At 68.0% G+C, this 21,468-nt stretch carries 21 protein-coding genes and 4 pseudogenes; 10 read left to right on the plus strand and 15 right to left on the minus strand.

Features of this window, described 5'->3' with window-relative positions:
* Positions 1-82: 82 nt before the first annotated feature.
* The 7 genes from BMG07_RS02995 (at position 83) to BMG07_RS03020 (ending at position 6,628) form a co-directional block, all read left to right on the plus strand.
* Entirely contained in the window at positions 83-1,117 is a 1,035-nt protein-coding gene (locus BMG07_RS02995) for an ABC transporter substrate-binding protein (RefSeq protein WP_198083233.1), read from the plus strand.
* The gene (locus BMG07_RS03000) at positions 1,117-2,361 is read left to right on the plus strand and encodes an ATP-binding cassette domain-containing protein (RefSeq protein WP_307866846.1); all 1,245 of its coding nucleotides are present in this window, start codon (positions 1,117-1,119) and stop codon (positions 2,359-2,361) included. The genes BMG07_RS02995 and BMG07_RS03000 overlap by 1 nt, the downstream gene beginning before the upstream one ends.
* Positions 2,362-2,366: 5 nt before the next feature.
* Positions 2,367-2,603: a hypothetical protein gene (locus tag BMG07_RS43930; RefSeq protein ID WP_307866847.1), complete on the plus strand. Its 237-nt coding sequence runs from the start codon at positions 2,367-2,369 to the stop codon at positions 2,601-2,603.
* 74 nt (positions 2,604-2,677) lie between these two features.
* A complete protein-coding gene (locus tag BMG07_RS03005) occupies positions 2,678-3,592 on the plus strand; it encodes an ABC transporter permease (protein ID WP_198083365.1) in 915 nt (304 codons plus the stop codon).
* A 16-nt stretch (positions 3,593-3,608) separates the two neighbouring features.
* Positions 3,609-4,589, plus strand: a complete 981-nt coding sequence (locus tag BMG07_RS03010; protein ID WP_198083235.1) for an ABC transporter permease — start codon at positions 3,609-3,611, stop codon at positions 4,587-4,589.
* Between the two features lie 40 nt (positions 4,590-4,629).
* The gene (locus tag BMG07_RS03015; RefSeq protein WP_198083237.1) at positions 4,630-5,562 is read left to right on the plus strand and encodes an SMP-30/gluconolactonase/LRE family protein; all 933 of its coding nucleotides are present in this window, start codon (positions 4,630-4,632) and stop codon (positions 5,560-5,562) included.
* Between the two features lie 4 nt (positions 5,563-5,566).
* Complete coding sequence (locus BMG07_RS03020; RefSeq protein ID WP_198083239.1) at positions 5,567-6,628, plus strand: malate/lactate/ureidoglycolate dehydrogenase; 1,062 nt, start codon at positions 5,567-5,569, stop codon at positions 6,626-6,628.
* 20 nt (positions 6,629-6,648) lie between these two features.
* Here the strand turns inward: BMG07_RS03020 and BMG07_RS03025 are convergent, their stop codons facing one another.
* From BMG07_RS03025 to BMG07_RS03050, 6 genes and pseudogenes are all read right to left on the minus strand, one after another.
* Positions 6,649-7,524 (minus strand): DMT family transporter, encoded by an 876-nt coding sequence (locus tag BMG07_RS03025; protein ID WP_198083241.1) that lies wholly within the window; start codon positions 7,522-7,524, stop codon positions 6,649-6,651.
* Positions 7,517-8,332, minus strand: coding sequence for a DUF2182 domain-containing protein (locus BMG07_RS03030; protein ID WP_198083243.1), 816 nt, complete (start codon positions 8,330-8,332; stop codon positions 7,517-7,519). The genes BMG07_RS03025 and BMG07_RS03030 overlap by 8 nt, the downstream gene beginning before the upstream one ends.
* On the minus strand, positions 8,329-8,931 hold the full coding sequence (locus BMG07_RS03035; protein WP_198083245.1) for a DUF1326 domain-containing protein: 603 nt from the start codon (positions 8,929-8,931) through the stop codon (positions 8,329-8,331). Before BMG07_RS03035 ends, BMG07_RS03030 begins: the two co-directional genes overlap by 4 nt.
* A 191-nt stretch (positions 8,932-9,122) precedes the next feature.
* Positions 9,123-9,775, minus strand: a pseudogene (gene slmA / locus BMG07_RS03040) (nucleoid occlusion factor SlmA).
* A gap of 77 nt (positions 9,776-9,852) precedes the next feature.
* Positions 9,853-10,746, minus strand: coding sequence for an acetylglutamate kinase (gene argB, locus BMG07_RS03045; RefSeq protein ID WP_198083247.1), 894 nt, complete (start codon positions 10,744-10,746; stop codon positions 9,853-9,855).
* Positions 10,747-10,814: 68 nt separating this feature from the next.
* Positions 10,815-11,911, minus strand: a pseudogene (locus BMG07_RS03050) (glycosyltransferase family 4 protein).
* 45 nt (positions 11,912-11,956) lie between these two features.
* Between BMG07_RS03050 and BMG07_RS03055 the strand changes: the two are divergent.
* Complete coding sequence (locus tag BMG07_RS03055) at positions 11,957-12,718, plus strand: glycosyltransferase family 2 protein (protein ID WP_198083249.1); 762 nt, start codon at positions 11,957-11,959, stop codon at positions 12,716-12,718.
* Between the two features lie 14 nt (positions 12,719-12,732).
* Here the strand turns inward: BMG07_RS03055 and BMG07_RS03060 are convergent, their stop codons facing one another.
* Both BMG07_RS03060 and BMG07_RS03065 read right to left on the minus strand, forming a co-directional pair.
* Positions 12,733-13,716, minus strand: a complete 984-nt coding sequence (locus BMG07_RS03060; protein WP_198083251.1) for a glycosyltransferase family 2 protein — start codon at positions 13,714-13,716, stop codon at positions 12,733-12,735.
* Positions 13,716-15,584, minus strand: coding sequence for a glycosyltransferase (locus tag BMG07_RS03065; RefSeq protein ID WP_198083253.1), 1,869 nt, complete (start codon positions 15,582-15,584; stop codon positions 13,716-13,718). The genes BMG07_RS03060 and BMG07_RS03065 overlap by 1 nt, the downstream gene beginning before the upstream one ends.
* A 341-nt stretch (positions 15,585-15,925) precedes the next feature.
* On the opposite strand from BMG07_RS03065, the gene BMG07_RS03070 reads away from it, so the two are divergent.
* Positions 15,926-16,729 (plus strand): ABC transporter permease, encoded by an 804-nt coding sequence (locus BMG07_RS03070; protein ID WP_198083255.1) that lies wholly within the window; start codon positions 15,926-15,928, stop codon positions 16,727-16,729.
* Between the two features lie 3 nt (positions 16,730-16,732).
* Positions 16,733-17,434, plus strand: a complete 702-nt coding sequence (locus tag BMG07_RS03075) for an ABC transporter ATP-binding protein (protein ID WP_198083257.1) — start codon at positions 16,733-16,735, stop codon at positions 17,432-17,434.
* Positions 17,435-17,437: 3 nt separating this feature from the next.
* Here BMG07_RS03075 and BMG07_RS03080 read toward each other — a convergent pair whose 3' ends face one another.
* From BMG07_RS03080 to BMG07_RS44650, 7 genes and pseudogenes are all read right to left on the minus strand, one after another.
* On the minus strand, positions 17,438-18,385 hold the full coding sequence (locus BMG07_RS03080; RefSeq protein WP_198083259.1) for a glycosyltransferase family 2 protein: 948 nt from the start codon (positions 18,383-18,385) through the stop codon (positions 17,438-17,440).
* Positions 18,382-18,747 carry a GtrA family protein gene (locus BMG07_RS03085; RefSeq protein ID WP_307866848.1) on the minus strand — a complete coding sequence of 122 codons (366 nt, stop codon included), beginning with the start codon at positions 18,745-18,747 and terminating at the stop codon, positions 18,382-18,384. The genes BMG07_RS03080 and BMG07_RS03085 overlap by 4 nt, the downstream gene beginning before the upstream one ends.
* 1 nt (position 18,748) lies before the next feature.
* A complete protein-coding gene (locus BMG07_RS03090; RefSeq protein ID WP_198083264.1) occupies positions 18,749-19,666 on the minus strand; it encodes a transketolase family protein in 918 nt (305 codons plus the stop codon).
* A complete protein-coding gene (locus BMG07_RS03095) occupies positions 19,663-20,475 on the minus strand; it encodes a transketolase (RefSeq protein WP_198083266.1) in 813 nt (270 codons plus the stop codon). The genes BMG07_RS03090 and BMG07_RS03095 overlap by 4 nt, the downstream gene beginning before the upstream one ends.
* A gap of 25 nt (positions 20,476-20,500) precedes the next feature.
* A complete protein-coding gene (locus tag BMG07_RS03100) occupies positions 20,501-20,710 on the minus strand; it encodes a hypothetical protein (RefSeq protein WP_198083367.1) in 210 nt (69 codons plus the stop codon).
* Positions 20,711-20,782: 72 nt separating this feature from the next.
* Positions 20,783-20,866 (minus strand): annotated as a pseudogene (locus BMG07_RS44645) (hypothetical protein); the annotation flags it as partial.
* A gap of 47 nt (positions 20,867-20,913) precedes the next feature.
* Positions 20,914-21,435, minus strand: a pseudogene (locus BMG07_RS44650) (NAD-dependent epimerase/dehydratase family protein); the annotation flags it as partial.
* Positions 21,436-21,468: the final 33 nt, after the last annotated feature.

Consider the following 21,468-nt stretch of genomic DNA (forward strand, 5'->3'; position numbering starts at 1 on the left):
GCGCGGCATCGCACACGGGCCCCTGCAAGGAGACATCCGGCGCCGGGACAGCGGCGACGGTCAACGAAGAAGGTCAAGAACCATGAAGAAGATCCGCCTCTCATCCTCCGCGCTGGCCGCGGCCCTCGCACTGGGCGCCGCCGCCGTCGCCCACGTTCCCGCCGCAAACGCGGCCGACACCAAGGCCAAGAAGATCGCGCTGTCGAACAACTTCGCGGGCAACTCGTGGCGACAGGCCATGCTCAAGAGCTGGGACAAGGTGACGAAGGACGCGGTGGCAAAGGGCGTGGTCGGGCAAGCCCCGAGCTTCACCACGTCGGAGAACCAGGCCACCGAGCAGGCCGCGCAGATCCAGAACATGATCCTGCAGGGCTTCGACGCCATCGTCATCAACTCGGCTTCGCCCACGGCGCTGAACGGCGCGATCAAGCAGGCCTGCGACGCGGGCATCGTGGTGGTGTCGTTCGACGGGGTGGTGACGGAGCCTTGCGCCTACCGCATCGCGGTGGACTTCAAGCAGCTGGGGCAGATGCAGATCGACTACTTCGCAAGCCGGGGCCTGAAGGGCAACCTGCTCGAGGTGCGCGGCATCGCGGGGGTGTTCGTGGACGACGAGATCCACCAGGGCATCACCGGCGCGGTGGCCAAGCGGCCCGAATACAAGATCGTCGGCTCGGTGCACGGCAACTGGACGCAGACGGTGGCGCAGAAGGAGGTGTCGGCGATTCTCTCGACGCTGCCGCCGGTGACGGCGGTGGCCACGCAGGGCGGCGACGGCTATGGCGTGGCGCAGGCCTTCAAGGCGGCGGGCCGGCCGACGCCGGTGATCTTCATGGGCAACCGCCAGGACGAGCTCGCGTGGTGGAAGGAACAGCGCGACGCCAACAAGTACCAGACGATGTCGGCCAGCATCGCGCCGGGTGCGTCGACCTTCGCGTTCTGGGTGGCGCAGCAGATTCTCTCGGGCGCCAAGGTGCCGAAAGACCTGAAGCTGCCGATCAGCGTCGTGACGCAGGACACGCTCGACGCGGCGGTGAAGAACACCGAAGTGGGCGGCGTGGTGAACGTGGAGTATTCGCAGAAGGACGTCGTCGATTTCCTGGCCAAGGCGAAGTGATGGGCGAGGTCCTCGTCGAGGCACGCGGCACCGCACGGTCCTTCGGGGCCGTGCAGGCGCTGCGCGGGGTCGACCTGCAACTGCGGCGCGGCGAGTGCGTGGGGCTGGTGGGGCACAACGGCGCGGGCAAGTCGACGCTGGTCAACGTGCTGTGCGGCGCGCTGGCGCCCGACCGGGGCGCGCTGCGCTTTGCCAACCGGCTGCCGGACGCGCCGGCCTGGAGCCTGCGCGAAGCGCGGCGCTGGGGGTTGCGCTGCGTGTTCCAGGAACTGTCGCTGTGCGACAACCTCACGCTCGCGGAGAACCTGCGCATCGCGCAGCCGCAGTCGGCCGAATGGTCGTGGCGCAAGCGCGCGGGCGCACAGCTGATGGCCTCGCTCGACCGCATCTTTCCGGGGCACGGGTTGCGGCCCGACGACGTGGCGGGCGAGCTGCCCATCGGCAAGCGGCAGATCGTCGAGGTCGCGCGGGCGTTCACGCCGGGCTCGCAGCCGCTGGAGCTGATGATCCTCGACGAGCCCACTTCGTCGCTCGACGGGCAGGCGGCCTCGCAGTTGCTGGCGTACATCCGCAGCTTCGTGGCCGAGGGCAAGACCTGCGTGCTGATCACGCACAAGCTGCGTGAAATTTTCGCGGTGACCGACCGGCTGGTGGTGATGCGCGACGGGCAGGTGGTGCAGACCACGCCGACCGCGGAGACCGACCGCGACCGCCTCGTGGCGACGATGGGGCAAGCCCTGGAGAAAGACGAAGAAGCACCGGCCGCCGCGGCAACCGCAAGGCCGCGCGATGCGAGCGGCGCCGCGCGGACCGTCGTGCAGGTGCAAGCGTCACCGCAGCGCGGCCTGCCGATGCACGCGACGCGCGGCGAAGTGATCGGCCTTGCCGGCCTGGCCGGACACGGCCAGACCGCGATGCTGCTCGCGCTGCAGGAGGCCTCGCAGCGCAGGGCCACCGACGCGATGCGCGTCGAGGGCGCGACCGCCTTCGTCGCGGGCGACCGGCAGACCGACGGCGTGTTCAACCTCTGGTCGATCGCCCGCAACATGACGGTGGGCTGGCTCGCCGAGCTGCGTTCGCGCGGCCCGCTGATCGACCTGAAGCGCGAGCAGCAGCAGGCCGACCAGTGGCGCCAGCGCCTGGGGCTGGTCACGCCCGACATGGCGCTGCCCATCGGCTCGCTCTCGGGCGGCAACCAGCAGAAGGTGCTGTTCGCGCGCGCGCTCGGCGCGTCGCGCCGGTGATCCTGATGGACGACCCGATGCGCGGCGTCGACGTGGGCACCAAGCGCGACGTGTACGCGCTGATCCGCGAAGAGGCGCGCAACGGCCGCACCTTCGTCTGGTACACGACCGAGTTCGATGAACTGCACCACTGCGACCGCGTCTACGTGTTCAGCAACGGGCGCGTGGTCGGCGAACTGGCCGGCGACGACATCAGCGAGGAGCGCGTGGTCGCCCTCTCTTTCGAGGAGGTAGCGGCATGAGCGGCATGGCAATGACCTCGACTGGCGCACGCGGCGCACGCGGTGCGCCGGTCAACTCGGCGCGACGCGTGGCGATGCTGCATGCGCTGCTGCCGGCGGTGGCGCTGGCGCTGCTGCTGGCGGCGGTGTTCCTGAAGCAGCCGCGCGCGATGTCCTACTTCGGCATCAACCTGCTGCTGAACCTGGCCATTCCGGTGATGTTCGCGACGCTCGCGCAGATGATGGTGCTGGCGGTGAGCGACCTCGATTTGTCGATCGGCCCGTTCGTGTCGCTGGTGGCCTGCATCGGCGCGACGCTGATGCCCACGCAGCCGCTGCTCGCGGTGGCGGCGCTGGCCGCCGCCGTGGCGGTGTACGCGCTGGCGGGCGCGGTGATCGAGGCGCGGCAGTTGCCGTCGATCGTGGTCACGCTGGGGCTGTCGTTCGTGTGGCTGGGCTGCGCGGTGCTGCTGCTGCCCACGCCGGGCGGCACGGCGCCCGACTGGCTGCGCGGCGCCATGAGCTGGCGCACGCCGCTCATGCCGATGCCGATCTGGATGGCGATCGTCGCGGCCATCGGCGGGCACCTGCTGATCACGCGCAGCGCGTTCGGCACGCTGGTGCGCGGGCTCGGCGGCAACCCCGGCGCGATTGCGCGCGCGGGCTGGAACATGGTGCGCGTGCGCGCCGGCGTGTACGCGATTGCCGGCGTCTTCGGCGTGTGCTCGGGGCTGATGCTGGTGGGGCAGGCCACGTCGGCCGACGCCAACATCGCCTCGCGCTACACGCTGGTGGCCATTGCGGCGGCCATTCTGGGCGGGGCCGAGTTCGCGGGCGGCAAGGTGTCGCCGGTGGGCGCGGTGATCGGTGCGCTCACGGTGACGCTGGCGGCCTCGTTCCTCACCTTTCTCAACATCGCACCGGACTGGCAGGTGGGCATGCAGGGGCTGATCCTGGTGGCCGTGCTCGGCCTGCGCGCGGCCATCGACCTGCTGGGAGGCAAGCGATGAGCGCCGCGACAACAGCATGGCCGCGCCCGTGCCCGCAACCGTGGCAACCGCGCCGCGCTGGAAGCGCCTCGTGCGCAACCGCCCGTGGCTGGGCTCGTGCGTGGCCGCGGTGCTGGCCTGGGCCGCCACGGTGTGGACCGGGCACGGCCAGGGCTCGGGCGAGCTGCTGGCCGCGGCGCTCGCGTTCTCGGCGTTCACGGTGCTGGTGTCGCTGGGGCAGATGCTGGTGATCAGCGTCGGGCCGGGCAACGCCGACCTGTCGATTCCGTCGACCATCGCGCTGTCGGGCGCGGCCGCGATGGTGGTGATGGACGGCAACAACGCCATGCTGCTGCCGGGCCTGCTGGTGGCCACGGCGGTGGGCGCAGGCGTGGGCCTGTTCAACTTCGGGCTGATCCGGCTGCTGCGCATTCCGCCGATTATCGCCACGCTCGCGGCCTCGCTGATCGTGATGTCGGTGGCCATCAACTTCGGGCGCGGGCTCAAGGTGAAGCCGCCGGCGCTGTTCTCGGACCTGATGGCGCAGCGCATCCTGGGCGTGCCGCTGGTGGCGCTCCTGGCCATTGCGGTCACGCTGCTGGTGACGCTGATGCTGGAGCGCACGGCGCTCGGCCGCTCGATTGCCGCGGTGGGCCAGAACCGGCGCGCGGCCCAGCTCGCGGGGCTGCGCGTGGAGCGCACGCGGCTGCTGGCCTACGTGATCTGCGCCGCGCTCGCGGGCCTCACGGGCGCGCTGATCGCGGGCTTTTCGGGCGGCAACTCGCTCGACCAGGGGCAGGAGTACCTGCTGATGACCATCGCGGTGGTCGTCATCGGCGGCACCGCCGTGGCGGGCGGCCGGCCGAGCGTGCCGGGCATCTGGGGCGCGGCCATGTTCATGTTCCTGCTGGTGGCGCTGCTCAACGCCGTCGGCGCCGGGCCGGGGCTGCGCATGCTGCTGACCGGCCTGATCATCATCGCCGTCATCGTGCTGGCGAGTTCGCGGCCCGGGCGCTGAAGCCGCCGCACATCCCATTCAAGCAAAGAAGGAAGACACCATGGCCACTCATCCCTACGGCGTGCTGGACGGCGCCGGCTTCGAACACCTGGACCCGCGCTTCAAGGCCTGCATTCCCGGCCCCGAGCGCCTGGAGCGCCTGTGGACCGGCGCGCGCTGGTGCGAAGGCCCCGCGTGGTTCGGCGCGCACCGCACGCTGGTGTGGTCGGACATTCCGAACAACCGCATGCTGCGCTACGACGAAGTGAACGGCACCGTGGGCGTGTTCCGCGAACCCGCCGACAACACCAACGGCCACACGGTCGACCGCCAGGGCCGGCTCGTGAGCTGCGAGCACCTGACGCGGCGCGTGACGCGCACCGAGCACGACGGCAGCATCACCGTGCTGGCCTCGCACTGGCAGGGCAAGCGGCTCAATTCGCCGAACGACGTGGTGGTGCATTCGGACGGCGGCGTGTGGTTCACCGACCCGAGCTACGGCATCCTGTCGGACTACGAAGGCATGAAGGCCGACAGCGAGATCGGCGCCTGCCACGTCTACCGCGCCGACCCCGCCAGCGGCGAAGTGCAGCGCATGACCGACGACTTCGTGAAGCCCAACGGGCTGGCGTTCTCGCCCGACGAGTCGCTGCTGTACATCGCCGACACCGGCGCGAGCCATGCGGTGGACGGGCCGCGGCACCTGCGCCGCTTCAAGGTGGGCGCGGACGGCCGCACGCTCAGCGGCGGCGAGGTGTTCGCCGAATGCACCAACGGCCTGTTCGACGGCTTCCGGCTCGACACCGAAGGCCGCATCTGGACCAGCGCGGGTGACGGCGTGCACGCCTACGCCGCCGACGGCACATTGCTGGGCAAGATACTGGTGCCCGAGCGCGTGGCCAACGTGTGCTTCGGCGGCCCCAAGCGCAACCGGCTGTTCATCTGCGCCACCACATCCCTCTATGCCATCACGCTGAACGCGAAAGGAGCCTGACCCCATGCCAAGAACACTGCCGGCCGACGACCTGCAAGCCACCGTCGCCCGCATCCTGGAGGCCGCGGGCAGCGCGCCCGCCGAGGCGCGGCAGGTGGCCGCCAACCTCGTGCTGGCCAACCTCAGCGGCCACGACTCGCACGGCGTGGGCATGATGCCGCGCTACGTCGACGCGGTGGCCGAGGGCGGGCTGAAGCCGAACACGGCCGTGAAGATCAACCTGGACATCGGCACCCTGATGGGCCTGGACGGCCAGCACGGCTACGGGCAGATCGTCGGCGTGCAGGCCATGGAGCTGGGCATCGCGCGCGCGAAGCAGCACGGCAGCTGCATCTTCACGCTCTCGCATGCGCACCACCTGGGGCGCATCGGGCACTTCGCGGAAATGGCGACGGCGCAGGGGCTGGTGTCGATGCACTTCGTCAACGTGCTGTCGCGGCCGGTGGTCGCGCCCTGGGGCGGCGGCGACGGGCGCTTCGGCACCAACCCGTGCTGCATCGGCGTGCCGCTGGCGGGGGCGGAGCCCTTCGTGCTCGACTACGCCACCAGCCGCGTGGCCCAGGGCAAGATGCGCGTGGCCCACAACAAGGGCGAGCGCGTGCCCGACGGCTACCTGATCGACGAGAACGGCGCGCCCACCAACGACCCCGGCGTGGTGGTGGTGCCGCAAGGCAACGGCCTGTTCGGCGCGCTGATGACCTTCGGCGAGCACAAGGGCTACGGCATGGCCGTGGCCTGCGAGCTGCTGGGCGGCGCGCTCACGGGCGGCGGCACCTGGCACCGGCCGGCGGACACGTCGCGCACCGTGCTCAACGGCATGCTGACGGTGCTGATCGATCCAGCGCGGCTGGGCACGCAGAAGTCGTTCGACGAAGAAGCGCGCGAGTTCGTGCAGTGGCTGCGGCAGAGTCCGGCGGGGCAAGGCTTCGACGGCGTGCAGTTGGCGGGCGAGCCGGAGCGCAAGGCGCGCGCGCAGAGGCGGCAGGACGGGATCTGGATCGACGACGCGACATGGGGAGAGATCGTCGCGGCGGGAGCCAGGCTGGGCGTGCCGGTTGTCGCGTAGCAAACCGGGATCAGCGCCGGCTAGCGGCGCGCGCTTCGCGACTTCTGGCTCAGCACGAGCGCAATGCCGCCCAGAATCGCCACGGAGGCGACCGCCAGCCGCGGCGTGATCGTCTCCGACAGGAACAGCACGCCGCCGAACGACGCCAGCAGCGGCACCGACAACTGCACGGTGGCCGCGCGCAGCGCCGACAGGCGACCCAGCGCCGCATACCAGACCACATAGCCCAGACCCGAGGTGAGCGCGCCGGACGCCACGGCCAGTGCCACGCCGGTCGCGTCCGCATGCGCGCTGGCCACGAAAGCCAGGCTCAGCGCCAGCGCGAGCGGCACCGCCCGCGTGAAGTTGCGCGCGGTGGCGGCCAACGGGTCGGCCACGCCGCGGCCACGCAATGAATACACGCCCCATGCCACGCCCGCGACCGCCATCAGCACCGCGCCGACCAGCGGCGGCGCGGCAATGCCCGGGGACACCAGGTACACGAGCCCGACCACCGCCAGCGCGAAGCCGAACCACGCGACAGGCCCGAAGCGCTCGCCAGCGCCCAGGCCCGCGCCCAGCATCGTGAGCTGAACCGCACCGAACAGGATCAGCGCGCCCGTTCCCGCGGACAGGCTGAGGTAGGCGAAGGAAAAGAATGCAACATAGGCAAACAGCATGACGGCGGCAAGCCAGCCGGCATGGCCGGGCGAAGACGGCCTGGCCCTGAGCCGCACGACGAGGGCGAGCGTGATCGCCCCGGACACCAGCCGGATGCCGCCGAAGCTGGCGGGGTCGATGCCCCGCTGCTGCAGCGCGAGCCTGCACAGCAGCGAATTGGCCGCGAACGCGAGCATGGCCGTGGCAACGAGGGCGATGGTCCGGAGCGCGGTCCGGTCGCCGCGCGCTTCAGACATGCATGGCCACCAGCCAGACGGCCCAGCCCAGCAGCGCGACCCCGAGCGGTGCGCTGAGGCGACGCCCCCAGGGCACGTTCTTTTCTACCGCCATGACGGCCGCGAGCAGGAGCATCCAGCCCAGGCTACCGGTGCCGAGCGCGAACATCAACAGCATCAGCGCCCAGCAGCAACCGACGCAGAACAGGCCGTGGTGCGCGCCCAGCGCGAACGCATGGCGGGCTTGCGCCTGCCCCCGCCAGTGCTCGATGACGAAGCTGAGCGGCGTGCGGCATTTCTCCAGGCACCGGTGCTTGAGGCTGCTGAACTGGAATGCGCCGGCCAGCGCAATGGTGGCGGCGCCGATGACCCAGCCATGCCAGGCCAGCGTCGGCGCGCTGGCCAGCAGGGCCAGCACCGCGCTGTGCAGCCCGTGCGCCAGCAGCCCGAAGGCGCCCCACACCGCCATGTAGCCCAGCCCCAGCAGCATGAGAAGCCGCCGGTGGTCGGGGCGCGCGGCGGTCAGCCGGTCGAAGGCATTGAACAGCGGCAGCGTGGTCGGCAGCATCATGGCCGCCGTCATGAGAATCCACGAAGCCGCGTAGAGCACCATGGGCACGACCACGCCGCCGGCGGGAACGACCCGGCACACGAACGCGGCCGGCCCCGACGCGGTCCAGTCGTCGTGCGCCAGGTAGCGCCCATAAGGACTGCGCGACCACGCCCACAACGCGACCCACGCCAGCGCGATCAGCGCGGCGAGCACCGGCACGAACACCCGGCGGTGACGCGAGACGTTGCGCGGCGGCCAGCCAGCCGCCGTGCTCATGCGTCGAAGACGAAGGTGCTCTGCAGCGCGTTGTGGTTCTTGATGTCGAGGTCGATGCCCAGCGCGGCATTCTTCGACCGGTAAGTCGGGGCCTTGCCGACGAACACCGGCGCGCCCGGCACCGTCGAGAACACGGTGTCGGCAAGGACGGTCTGGCCGCCGGTCGCGCCGCGGTAAGGCTCGAGCTCGGCGTAGTAGTCCTTGCCGATTTCCAGCTCGCCCTTGCCGTTGTTCACGGTGAAGCGGATCGGCGCCCTCTCGACCGACACGACCTGGCCGATGAGCTTGGCCAGGTCGGCGATCGGTCCGCCGGCCTGTCCGGTGTAGACCCTCAGCAGCGCTTCTTCCTGGGCCTTGGAGGCCTGGTCGCCGACGAAGATCGCCGCCGTCCAGTTGCCTTCCAGGATGTTGCCGGGCACATGCGCCACGGCCGCGATGGTGTTGCCGTCGACATCGACGCCGTCGATCGTTCCCTTGTCGATGTGCCATGCGACGATGGTGTCGCAGGTGCCGTTGTCAGGATCCTCGCCGATCCAGCAAGGACAAAGGACGTTGCAGTTGCAGACCTCGAGCAGGCGACCTTCCAGGTGATAGCTCATACGAACCTCCGTTCAAAGAAGCCACACGAACATGGACTTGTCGCCGCGACTGGGCGGCAAGGGCGCACCGATCCTACGCCCCGTGATGGGCCCCGTCGAGCGAGTCGCCCGGCAGCGGGGTACCCTGCCCTCAGCGCAAATCGGAACGGCCGCAGGGCTCGCGGCGGGAGGGCCGCAAGGCCCCGCCCTGCTCAGACGATCAGGGCGATCGTGGCCTCGAGATGCTCGGAAGGCGCGCGGCGAAAGCCCGAGCGCGCAAAGCGCTGCAGCTGCCCGACCACGAAGGCCGTGAGCGCCGCGGCGCGCACCTGCGCGTCGACGCTGGGCGTGGCCGAGCCCTCGGCATTGGCGGCGCCGCGCAGCACCTGGCGCAGCGTGGCCTCGATCTTGTCGAAGAACTGGTTCATGCGCTGTTGCAGGCGCTCGTTCTCGAACACCAGCGCGTCGCCCACCATGACGCGCGTCATGCCGGGGTTGCGCTCGGCGAACTGCACGAGCAGCGTGAGGATGCGCGCGGCCTGCTGGGCGCCGGTGGCGCCCTCGCGCTCGAGGATCTGGTTGACCAGCGTGAACACGCTCTGCTCGATGAAATCGATCAGGCCCTCGAACATCTGGGCCTTGCTCGCGAAGTGGCGGTACAGCGCCGCCTCGCTCACCTCGAGCCGGGCGGCCAGGGCGGCGGTGGTCACGCGCTCGGCGCCGGGTTGCTCGAGCATGGCGGCCAGCGCCTGCAGGATCTGCACGCGCCGCTCGCCCGGCTTCGGACGCTTGCGCGCCGGGGGGTGGGCGTTTCCGCCGGGCTTTCTACGCCGGGAGCACCTGTCGTCGTCTCTTCGTTCTGCATGGGAGCGCGTGCAAAGATGTAATCAATTGATTCTCGCACAGCGCAGTGAGCGTGCGCCCACCCCGCGCATCCGGGGCTCAGCGGGCGCGGATCATCGTCCCGTAGGCCTGGTCGGTCAGGATCTCGAGCAGCATCGCGTGCGGCACGCGGCCGTCGATGATGTGCACGGCGTTCACGCCGCTCTTGGCCGCGTCCAGCGCGCCTTCGATCTTGGGCAGCATGCCGCCCGAGATGGTGCCGTCGGCGAACAGGTCGTCGATTTCGCGCGCGCTCAGGTTGGTGAGCAGCTTGCCGTCCTTGTCGAGCACGCCGGGCGTGTTGGTCAGCAGCATGAGCTTCTCGGCCTTGAGCACGGTGGCCAGCTTGCCGGCCACGACGTCGGCGTTGATGTTGTAGCTCTCGTTGTCCTCGCCGAAGCCGATCGGGCTGACCACGGGAATGAAGGCGTCGTCCTGCAGCGCCTTGACCACGCTGGGGTCGATGGAAACGATGTCGCCGACCTGGCCCACGTCGTGGTGCAGGTTCGGGTCGGTGCGGTCGGCCAGCTTGAGCTTTTGCGCGCGGATCAGGCCGCCGTCGCGCCCGGTCAGGCCCACGGCCTTGCCGCCGGCCTGGTTGATCAGGCCCACGATGTCCTGCTGCACCTCGCCGGCCAGCACCCATTCGACGACTTCCATGGTCTCGGCGTCGGTCACGCGCATGCCCTGGATGAAGCTGCCCTTCTTGCCGAGCTTGTTGAGCGCCGCCTCGATCTGCGGGCCGCCGCCGTGCACCACCACCGGGTTCATGCCCACCAGCTTGAGCAGCACCACGTCTTCGGCGAAGTCGGCCTGCAGGGCCGGGTCGGTCATGGCGTTGCCGCCGTACTTGATGACGATGGTCTTGCCGTGGAACTTGCGGATGTACGGCAGCGCCTGGGCCAGGATCTCGGCCTTGTCGCGCGGGGGGATGTTGAGGACGGGGTCGGTCATGGGCGGTCAGGCTCCGGGACGGTGGTCGAAGAAAAAGCGGATTCTCGCAAAGACGCGGGCGGCTGCGTTCAGGGCCGCAGCCAGCGCGGCACCTTGAAGCGCACGATCATCAGGTACGCCCCGACGTAGGTCGTGACGAACAGAAGACAGAAGAACATCAGCACGTAGGTGTTGTTCCAGAACAGCACCGCCGGCACCACCGACAGCGCCGCGAACATCCACAGGTACGGCGAGGTGCGGTTGTTGCGCGCCAGCAGCTGGCGGGCCTCGTCGTCCGCGAAGGCCACGCGCACGATGCGCCGGAAGATCAGCTGGTGGAAGTGCAGCGCGTCGGCCGTGCCGGGCGACTGCCCGCGCGCCAGCTTGCGGTAGATGGAAAACAGCGTTTCCCACACCGGGTAGATCAGCAGCAGCATCGGGAACCAGGGCGACACCACGCGGTGCCGCTGCACCAGCGTGACCACGGCCACCGCGATGACCATGCCCCAGACGTAGGCCCCGCCGTCGCCGGCGAAGATCTTGCCGCGCGGGTAGTTCCACACCAGGAAGCCGAAGGTGGCGCCGACCAGGCACACCACCATGGCGGCCAGCTGGCGGTCGCGACCTGCAGCGCCACGTGCGAGATGGCCAGGCAGACCAGCACGGCCACCGTGCCCGCGAGCCCGTTGTAGCCGTCGATGATGTTGAAGGCGTGCGGCAGGCCGCCGATGGCCAGCGCCGCGAACAGCACGGTGGCGAACGGAATCGCCACCAGCCAGCCGTCGACCGTCTCGAAACCGGTGCGCGACACGCCCAGCCCCAGCAGCCAGCACACCAGCAGCGCCGAGCCGATGGTCAACCCGAGCCGGTAGCGCACCTTCACGCGCTGGGTGACGTCTTCGACGATGCCGCCCAGCACGGCCGGCAGGATGCACAGCAGCGTGAGCATCGAGGTCTGCACGGGCCAGGAGACGTTGAACGGGTCGGTGCCGGTGATGCCGGCGGCCAGCCAGGCCACGCCCATGCCCACCAGGATGCCCGCACCGCCCAGGCGCGGCACGTGGCCCTTGTGGAAGCGTTGGGGCATGTCGGCGCCGTAGCTGCGGGCATGCCTGCGCGCGCGGCGCATGAACACCTGAACCGAGAAGGCGGCGACGAAGAAACTGATGACGATCAGAGCAATCATGTGTGGGGGTTGGGGAACCCTAGAATTCCCGAGCGAAATTAGACCATGCCAACACCCCCCTCCCCCCGCCCCCCGATCACCATTTCAATCGTGAGCCACGGCCAGCTCGCGCTGGTGCTGCCGCTGCTCGACCAGCTGGACCGCCACAGCCGCGCATCGACCGCCAAGGTGGTGCTCACCTTGAACATTCCCGAGCCCGACCTGCTCGCGGGCCGGACCTGGGGCTTCGAGGTGGAAAGGATCGAGAACGCGAGCCCCAAGGGCTTCGGTGCCAATCACAACCAGGCGTTCGAGCGCTGCAGCACGCCCTGGTTCCTGGTGCTGAACCCGGACATCCGCTTCGACAGCGACGTGCTGGCGCCCTTGCTCGCGCAGGCCGCGCCCGACGCCGGCCTGCTGACGCCGCGCATCCTGGAGCCGGGCAAGAACACGCCGGAGCCGCACCGGGCCCTGCTCACCCCTTTCGAGATCGTCGGGCGCAAGAAGCCCGGCTACGTGCGGCCCCGGGTGCCGGCATGGATTCCGGGGCTTTTCATGCTGTTTCGCAGCGAGGCCTACCGCAAGGTCGGCGGCTTCGATGAACGTTTCTTCATGTACGGGGAAGACTTCGACATCTGCGCGCGCACCGGGCTCGCGGGCTGGAAGCTGCAGGTCGGCGAAGACCTTGTGGCCCGGCACGACGCGCAGCGCGAGAGCCACCGCAGCAAGAAATACCTCTACTGGCACGTGACCAGCCTGCTGAAGGTGTGGCTGTCGGGGTCGTTCTGGCGGTACCGGCGGCTCGGGGCGAAGACGCCGGCGCGCTGACCGGCTTTTCCTGCTCAGCCGCGCTCGAGCAGGTCCTGCGCGATGGCGTGGCCGCCGCGGCCGAAGCGGGCGTAGCGGCCCCTGGCCGCCTCGATGAGGATGGGCAGGGCGCGCAGCGGGCGTGCCTTCGGCAACTCGGCCCGGAAGCGCTGGTGGGCCACCTTGGCGCGCTGCTCGTCCAGGTAGGCGGCCGGCACGCGGTCACCCAGCTGCAGCAGGCGCTTCAGCAGCGCATCGGCACGGCGCCATCGCGCCACGTGCTTGTCGCCGCGCGCCACGAAAGCCTTGCCGATCTTCTCGGAAAGCGTGAGCCGACGGGCACCGATCTGGTTGTTGCCGTGCTGGCGGTAGTCGATGGTCGGCTCGGGCAGCACGTCCATGCGGCCGATGGCCGCGGCAACGGCGGCCAGCCACTCGTCATGCACCCACTCCGGGGCGAACGGGAGCGCCGCGTCGAGCAGGGTCTTGCGGAACATCGTGGTGGCGCCGGTGACGAGGTTGCGCCGCAGCAGCACGCCGAACGCCTGGCCGCTGACGATGGCCGCCAGTTCGGCGGGCTGCACTTCGAGCGCGTGGAAGAGCGTGGAGCCCAAGGGCTTCAGGTCGCCGTCGACGAGGCGCGCGTCGGTGTGCAGCAGCAGCAGGTCGGGGCGCGACTCGAATTCCGCCACCATGCGCGCGAGGCGACCGGGGTGCCAGACATCGTCCTGGTCGCAAAGCGCGATGAGCTCGTGGCTGCAGGCGCGGGCCGCCTGCTCGAAGTTGCGCGTGACGCCAAGGGGCGGCGTGTTGCTGAAGACGCGCAGGGCGATCTGGTCCGTCATGCCGCATCGGGCGAGGGTGTCGCGGACGACGGCCAGCGTGTCGTCTGTCGAGCCGTCGTCGGACACGACGATCTCGCGCGGCAAGGGCACCTGCGAGCAGATGCTGCGGATCTGCTCGGGGAGGTAGCGCGCGCCGTTGCGGGTGCAGAGGGCGACGGAGACTTCGAGGGGCATCAGATGGGGGGCGTGCGGGGGGGCCAGGCGTAGCTGAAGTCTTCCGGCGTCAGCATGAGATTCGGGTTGTAGGCCGGGTCGTTCTGCAACAGGGCGCCCCAACGCTGCTTCATATGGGCCACGTCCTGGAGATAGGCCCCGCTGGCTTGCGCGCCGCGTTTTGCCGTGCCGCCCGCGGGCACATGGTGGACCAGCTCGGCATAGGGCGTCCACACGGTGCGCAGGCCGAGCTCACCCAGGCGCAGGCAGAAATCGACGTCGGCGAATGCTTCTTTCAGATGATCCGCATCGAAACCGCCCGCCTGCTGGTAGTGCGCCTTGCGAATCACGAGGCACGCGCCCGTCACGGCCGAGAGCGACTGGATCAGCGCGGCGCGCCCTGCGTAGCCTTCACGGCCGCCCGGCATGCCCTGGTGCGAGAAGCCCGCCACGCCGTGCGGCCCCAGGCCCAGGATGATGCCGGCGTGCTGCAGCGTCCTGCTGGGATGCCACAGCCGCGCACCGACCGCGCCCACGCCGGGCTGCAGCGCGAGGCTCACCATTTCGGACAGCCATTCGGCCGTGATGACTTCCAGCGTGTCGTCGAGCAGCGCGACGACCTCGCCCTGCGCGGCCTCGACCGCGCTGTTCTTCAGCGCACCGTCGTCCAGCACCTGTTCGTGCCGCAGCACGCGAATGTTCTGCATCTGCGCCACCGCCTGGTAGTAGTCGCGCGTGGCGATGTCGTCCGACGCGTTGTCGGCGATGACGATCTCGAAACGGGCGTAGGTGGTGTTCCCGATGATCGAATTCACGCAGCGGCGCAGCGACGCCGCCGCGTTGCGCGTCGAAATGACCAGCGACACCAGCGGCAAGGGCTCCGGCAGTGCGTAGCGCACCCGATAGCCGAAGCCGAGGTATTCCGCCGTCGCGCGAACCTGCGTGCGTTCGAAATGCTCGTTGAGCGCCCGCTCCCCGGCCAGCGCGGCATAGGGCTTGGCGTTCATCGACTTGGCCGTGCTTTCCGCGTGCACGCGCCAGTGGTAGAGCACGCGCGGGATGTGGCGTATCTGGCGAGCCTCGACATGCTCCATGCAGCGCAGCACCAGGTCCCAGTCCTGCGAACCCTCCAGGCCCTGGCGGAAGCCGCCGACGGCGCGCACGAGGTCCGTGGACAGCACGCCCAGGTGGCTGAACATGTTCTGCGAGCGGAAAAGGTCGATGTTCCAGTCGGACTTGAAATACGGCCCCGAGCGGTTGCCGGCCTCGTCGACCTTGTCCTCGTCGGAATAGATCAAACGCACATCGGGGTGCTCGGCGATGCATTCGGCGACCCAGAACAGCGCGTCCACCGGCAGGAGGTCGTCGTGGTCCATGAGCGCGATCCAGGTGCCGGACGCGACTTCCAGCGCGCTGTTCGATGCCGCCGAGATATGGCCGTTCTTTGGACGGAACACCACCTTGATGCGCGGATCGGACTCGGTGTACGACTGCAGCACCGCGCGCACCTCGGGCGAGGGCGAGGCGTCGTCGGCAATGCACAGCTCCCAGTTCGGGTAGATCTGCGCGCGCACCGACTCGATGGCTTCGCGCAGCCAGGCCGGATTGGGGTTGTAGGCCGGCATGACCACCGAGATCAGCGGGCGGTTCTGCATCGCCGCCACGCGCTGGGCGACCTTGTCCCTGCGCTCGGGGGTGGGCGTGTCGTAGTCGCGGACCCAGCGCACGTAGTCGTTGTGCCCGGCAATGCGCCGGCCCAGTTCCCACTTCATGCCGCGCCAGCCCGCCTTGCGGAAGACCCGCCAGGCGCGCTGGACACGGCCGGCGACGCCCGGGCTTTTCCAGAGCACTGTCCAATAGAAGTCGAGGAGCCGAGATACAGATTTCATAGACGAGCCGTCGGCCGGGACGGGCGAGGGGAACTTTTTCTTGGGTTGCACGCCGAATGGGCTGCTGCGGACGGGAGGCGCAGGACTGAAGGCCCGCAAGACGGCAATTATCTTCGCTTGGCCCGCGCCTCCCCGCGCGGTGCATGGAACGCCTGGCCAAACCACGCCCGGGCTCTCTCCCTTCCCTGCCCGGTAAAATCGTTCAGATCACACAAAGGACAAGAAATGAGGCCGCTCTCCGACGCCGTTGACGAGGCATCCATGCCCGCCAAGGTAGAGTCCGGAGGCTCTTCGGGCGAAGACGCTTGCGTTTTCCGCACCGCAGACTCGTATCGACGCACATGAGCCAAGTTCATTCCAACCTTCACCGCAGCGCGCTGGCCGACTGGTGGGGAGGCACACGCCGCACGGACATCTGGTGGACCCTCGCATGGTTCGACATCGTTCTGCGCTACAGGCGCTCGATGCTGGGACCGCTGTGGCTCACGCTGAGCATGGGCGTGATGATCGGCGGCATGGGTCCGCTGTATGCCTCGCTCTTCGGCACCCATCTGGACAAGTTCTTCCCGCACCTGGCGCTTGGCGTGATCTTCTGGAGTCTCTTCTCCACCGTGGTCACAGACGCCTGCAATGCCTTCGTCGGCTCGTCCAACTATCTGAAGCAGGGTTACTTTCCGATCAGCCTGTTCGTATGGCGAGGCTTGGCGCGCAACCTGATCCAGTTCGCCCACCAGATCGTGCTGTACATCCCCGTTGCCCTCTGGGCCGGCGTCTCGCTGTCGTGGTCGGCCTTGTTGATCATTCCGGCGTTCCTGATCCTTATCGTCAACGCGCATGCGCTCGGCCTGCTGCTGGGCCTCATTTGCACCCGCTACCGCGACGTGACTCAGATCGTCACCAGCATCATGCAGATGCTGATGTTCCTCACGCCCGTCTTCTGGCTGCCCGAGAACCTTCCGGGCCGCGCCAAGTACGTGCTGTGGAACCCCTTCGCACAAATGCTCGACCTGCTGCGCACACCGCTGATGGGTGGCGTCGCCCACATCCACAGCTGGATCGGCATCGGCGTGTGGACGGTGTTGTGCCTGACGCTCGCGAGCGTGCTGTTCGTCAAATACCGCCGCCGCGTCGTCTACTGGCTCTGATCCATGGCATCCATTTCACTCAAGAACGTTTCAGTCAGCTTTCCCATCTACGGCGCTGGCTCGGCCTCCCTCAAGAAGACGCTGGCGGCTTCGGTCACCGGCGGGCGCTTCGGCAAGGAAACCGGGGTCACCGTGGTGCAGGCGCTCAGCGGCCTCAACCTCGAGCTCAAGAGCGGCGACCGGCTGGGCCTGATCGGCCACAACGGCGCGGGCAAGTCCACGCTGCTGCGCACGCTGGCGGGCGTCTACGAGCCGTCCTCGGGCGAATTCACGCGCCAGGGTTCAGTGGCCAGCCTGATCGATCCCGCGCTGGGCATCGAGATGGACGCCACCGGCGTCGAGAACATCATGCTGCGCGGCCTCGTGATGGGCATGAGCAAGAAGGAAGTCGACCGGCTCACGCCCGAGATCTGCGAGTTCAGCGGGCTGGGCGAATACGTCAACATGCCGGTTCGCACCTACTCGACCGGCATGATGATGCGCCTCGCGTTCTCGATCTCGACCAGCGTCGAAGCCGACATCCTGCTGATGGACGAATGGCTGTCGGTGGGCGATGCGGCCTTTACCGAAAAGGCCGAGAAGCGGATGCGCGACGTGGTGTCGAAGTCGGGGATTCTGGTGCTGGCGTCGCACTCGCCTGAGCTGATTGCCAAGGAGTGCAATCGGGTGATCCACCTGGAACACGGGCGGATCGTCGAGCGCTAGTAGCTAGTCGGCTGGCGAGTTGTCGAAGTTCAGCCGTTCACGCTCCACGACCAGGGGACGCTTCATGACGTGCGTGAGGATTGCCCCTACATATTCGCCCAAAAGGCCGATGAAGAAGAGCTGAACCGATGCGAAGAAGAACATCCCGATGAGGATGGGCGCGGTACCGGCTGAAAATTCGCTCCAGAACAAGATCTTCAGAAAGAAATAGAGCAGCGACACCACAAGGCTCAGCCCCGACAACGCAAAACCCGCCATCGTCGCGATGCGCAACGGCACGCGGGAGTGCGAAGTGATGCCCAGCATGGCAATGTCGTAGAGGGTGTAGAAGTTGTTCTTGGTGATCCCGCGCTTGCGGCGCGGCTGGTTGTAGGGCACCTGTACCGCTTCGAAGCCCACCTCCGACACCAGGCCACGCAGATACGGATATGGATCGTCGATGCGGCGGAGTTCTTCCAACACCTTTCGGTCGTAGAGACCGAAGCCCGTGAAATTCTGGATCAGCTTCACGTCGGCAATGCGCGTCACCGTGCGGTAGTAGGCGCGGCGGATTGCAAACATCAGGCCGGATTCGTCGGCCGTGGGTTTGACACCCACCACCAGCTTGGCGCCATCGCGCCAGTGCTCGACGAAGGCCTTCATCAGCTCGGGCGGGTCTTGCAGGTCGGCGACCAGCAGAATCGCGGCGTCGCCCCGCGCCTGCAACAGGCCGTAGTACGGGGAACGGATGTGCCCGAAATTTCGGGCATTGAAGATCACCTTCACCTTGGGATCGGCCGCGGCCATGGCGCGCAGCAGCTCGGGGGTGCGGTCGGACGAAAAGTTGTCGATGAACAGATGCTCGTACGTCACGCCCTCGATCGACTCGAGGACCGCGCGCGCCTGCCTGTGAATCTCCTCGACGTTCTCTTCCTCGTTGTAGCAGGGGGTGACGACGGTGATGTGTTTCATGGAGAGGCAAAGACAAAGCGGCGCTGCAGCACGAAGGCCACCAACGCCAAGGGAAGAAGGACTGCCGCGTTCGCCAGGTACACATTGAGGCCGAGGCGCAGCAAGAGCGCGACCGACCCGACATTGAGCAGATAGACGACACCGTACACGGCCACGAAGCGGCCGAGCTGCGACAGGGGCGCGCCACCAAAGACAAGTCGCCCCGTACTCTGGAAGTTGAAGGCGACTCCGAGAACAGTGGCCAACGCGATGGCCGCCGGATAGGGCAGGCCCGCCCAGACGAACCCCGCGAACAGCGCATAGCCGACGGCGGTGTTCAGCCCTCCGACCAGCAGGAAACGCAGCAGCTGCGAACTCAGCACCTCAAGACGCCTTCCACTTCGCGACGAATGGCGCCACGCGTTCGCGCACCGATGCCAGGTCGAGCCCGTGCTCGCGAAGGGCGTGCGCATAGGATCCGCAGGTCTCGGAGAAGCGCTCGCCCACGCCGATGCGCAGCAACGGCACAGGGCAAGTCTCGGAAATGCTCTCCAGAACGGCCGCGCCGAGCCCGCCTGCAACCGAATGCTCCTCGAGCGTCACGAAGGCCTTGGTCCGCGAGGCCAGCGCACCCAGTTGCGCCGCGTCCAGCGGCTTGATCCAGGGCGCACTCCACACGGGCACATCGAGTTCTTCGCCCAACGCGCACGCCGCCTTGACCATCGAGCCCGTGGCAATCAGGCTTACCGCATGCCCACCAGTGCGAACCGGGATCAGCGCACCGCGATGCAGATCGGGCATCGCCTCATGAACGGCGCCCAGGTCCGCCTTGCCCATGCGCAGGTACACCGGGCCGGCCTGCCGCAGCGCGGTTGCCATGCATGCGGTGAGTTCATGCGCATCACAAGGCGACATGATGTCGATGTGCGGCACGGCGCGCAGGCAGGCAACGTCCTCGAAACTCTGATGGCTCGTGCCCAGCGTGCTGTACACGAGCCCGGCACCGTCGCCAGTGAAGATGACAGGCAATTTCTCGTAGCAGACATCGATCTTGATCTGCTCGACCACCCGCACCGGCACAAACGCACTCAGCCCATAGACGATGGGCCTGAAGCCGGCCTTGGCCAACCCCGCGGCCACGCCGACCATGTTCTGCTCGGCGATCCCTGCGTTGATGTACTGCCCGGGGCAGCGCTTGCGGAATTCGTCGAACAGCGCGTAACCGTGATCTCCCGTGAGGAGCACGACACGCTCGTCGCGGGTCGCGGCCTCGACGAGGGCGGCGGAAAACGCGGCCCTCATGCCACGGCTCCGTCGAGTTCACGCAGTGCCTGCGCGTAGAGATCGGCGTTAAGGCGCGAGTAGTGCCAAGCGTTGACATTCTCCATGTAGGACACCCCCTTGCCCTTGACCGTCTTTGCGACCAGCGCCTTCGGACGGCCATTCCGCCCCGCCTCCAGCTCGCCGACGGCCACGGAGATTGCATCCATGTCATGACCGTCGACCGCCAGCACGTCGAACCCGAAGGCCGAGAACTTGGCGTTGAGATCGCCCAGTTGCATCACTTCGTCGGTGGTGCCCATGGCCTGAAAACCGTTTGCGTCCACGATGACCATGAGGTTGTCGAGCTTCGCATGCGCGGCGAACAGCATCGCCTCCCAGATCGGCCCCTCGTTGATTTCGCCGTCGCCGATCACGGCATAGCATTTCTGCCCGGTCTTCCGGCGCGAGGCGGCCAATGCCAGCCCCACGCCGACCGAAAGCCCATGCCCCAGCGTGCCCGAGGTGACCTCGCAGCCGGGCACGTGCGCATCGGACAACCCCTTGAGCCGCGAACCGTCGTGGAAGTAGTTGTCGATGTCCGAGCGATCGAGCCATCCGAGTTCATACAGGCACGCGTACTGCGCCATCACGCCGTGTCCCTTGCTCAAAACGAGGTAGTCGCGCATCGGGTCGGCGGCGTCGAGTTTGTCGTAGCGCATGTGGCGCCCGTACAGGCACGACAGCAACTCGATGATCGAGAAGGCACACCCCAGGTGAACGGCGTTGCCCGCATAGGCCATCTCGACCACTGTCTTGCGCAGGGAGGAAGGATCGAATTGAGATTTCATGCTGAAAAAAGAAAGATGATTTGCATCAATCGAGCGGCGCGTGCCACGACAGCGTTCTGCGGATGCCCTCTTCGAGGTCGACCGCATTGACCAGGCCGAGCTCTTGCGCGGCGCGCCGCAGCGAAGGCACGTAGCGCGGCCCCGCGAGTCCTGGCGTTGGCTGCCCGACGACATGCACTGGGATGCCCGTGCCGGCCGCACGCGTCACCTCATCGGCAAGCTGCGCGATCGTCACTTCAGCATCGCCACCGACGTTGTAGGCGCGCCCCGGCTTGCCCAGCACCAGGCAGCACAGGAGCCAGCGCGCCATGTCGCTCGCGTATTGGTAGGAACGGACGGCCTCGCCCGTCCCCTGCACGACGATGCCTTGGCCGCGCGCCGCCTGTTCCACGAACTGGGCCGCGGCGGCACCGCTCGCGCTTGCAGGCAAGGGCCGAGAAAAGCGAAGCAGCGCGCAATCACCACACCGAACGGCCAGCCTTCGGCGACAACGCTTTCAGCACCGCGCTTGGCGCGGGTGTATGCATTGGCACTCTCCGCTTCGCTCCACGGTTGGTCTTCGGCGAATGCCTCGACGCCGATGGCGCTGCCGTATACCGCGCCCGAACTGACATGCAGAAACCTGCGCGCACCACTTGCCGCGGCAAGCTCGCAGGCCCGACGGGCCCCTGCCATAGCCAGCCGCTCAAGATCCTTGGCCGTCGATTGCACAGGCGCGACGGGCAATGCCGCATGAATGACCGAGGAGAACGGCCTGCGAGGAAAAGCGAAGTCGGCGATGTCACCCTTCAGCAATTCCACGGCCGCGGCATTTGCCAGATGCGGGCTGCCTTGCGCGAACCGGTCCGGCTCGCGGGTCAGCACGGTCAGTGTCAGCCCGAGCTTCAGCACATGCTCGGCATGCAGCAGGCATTCGAGCAGCCACTTGCCCACGAAGCCGGTGCCACCGGTCAGGAACATCGATTGACCGCGAAGCTCCGCCCAAACCTCCGG

Source organism: Variovorax sp. E3 (assembly GCF_016082275.1).
Lineage (GTDB): Bacteria > Pseudomonadota > Gammaproteobacteria > Burkholderiales > Burkholderiaceae_C > Variovorax.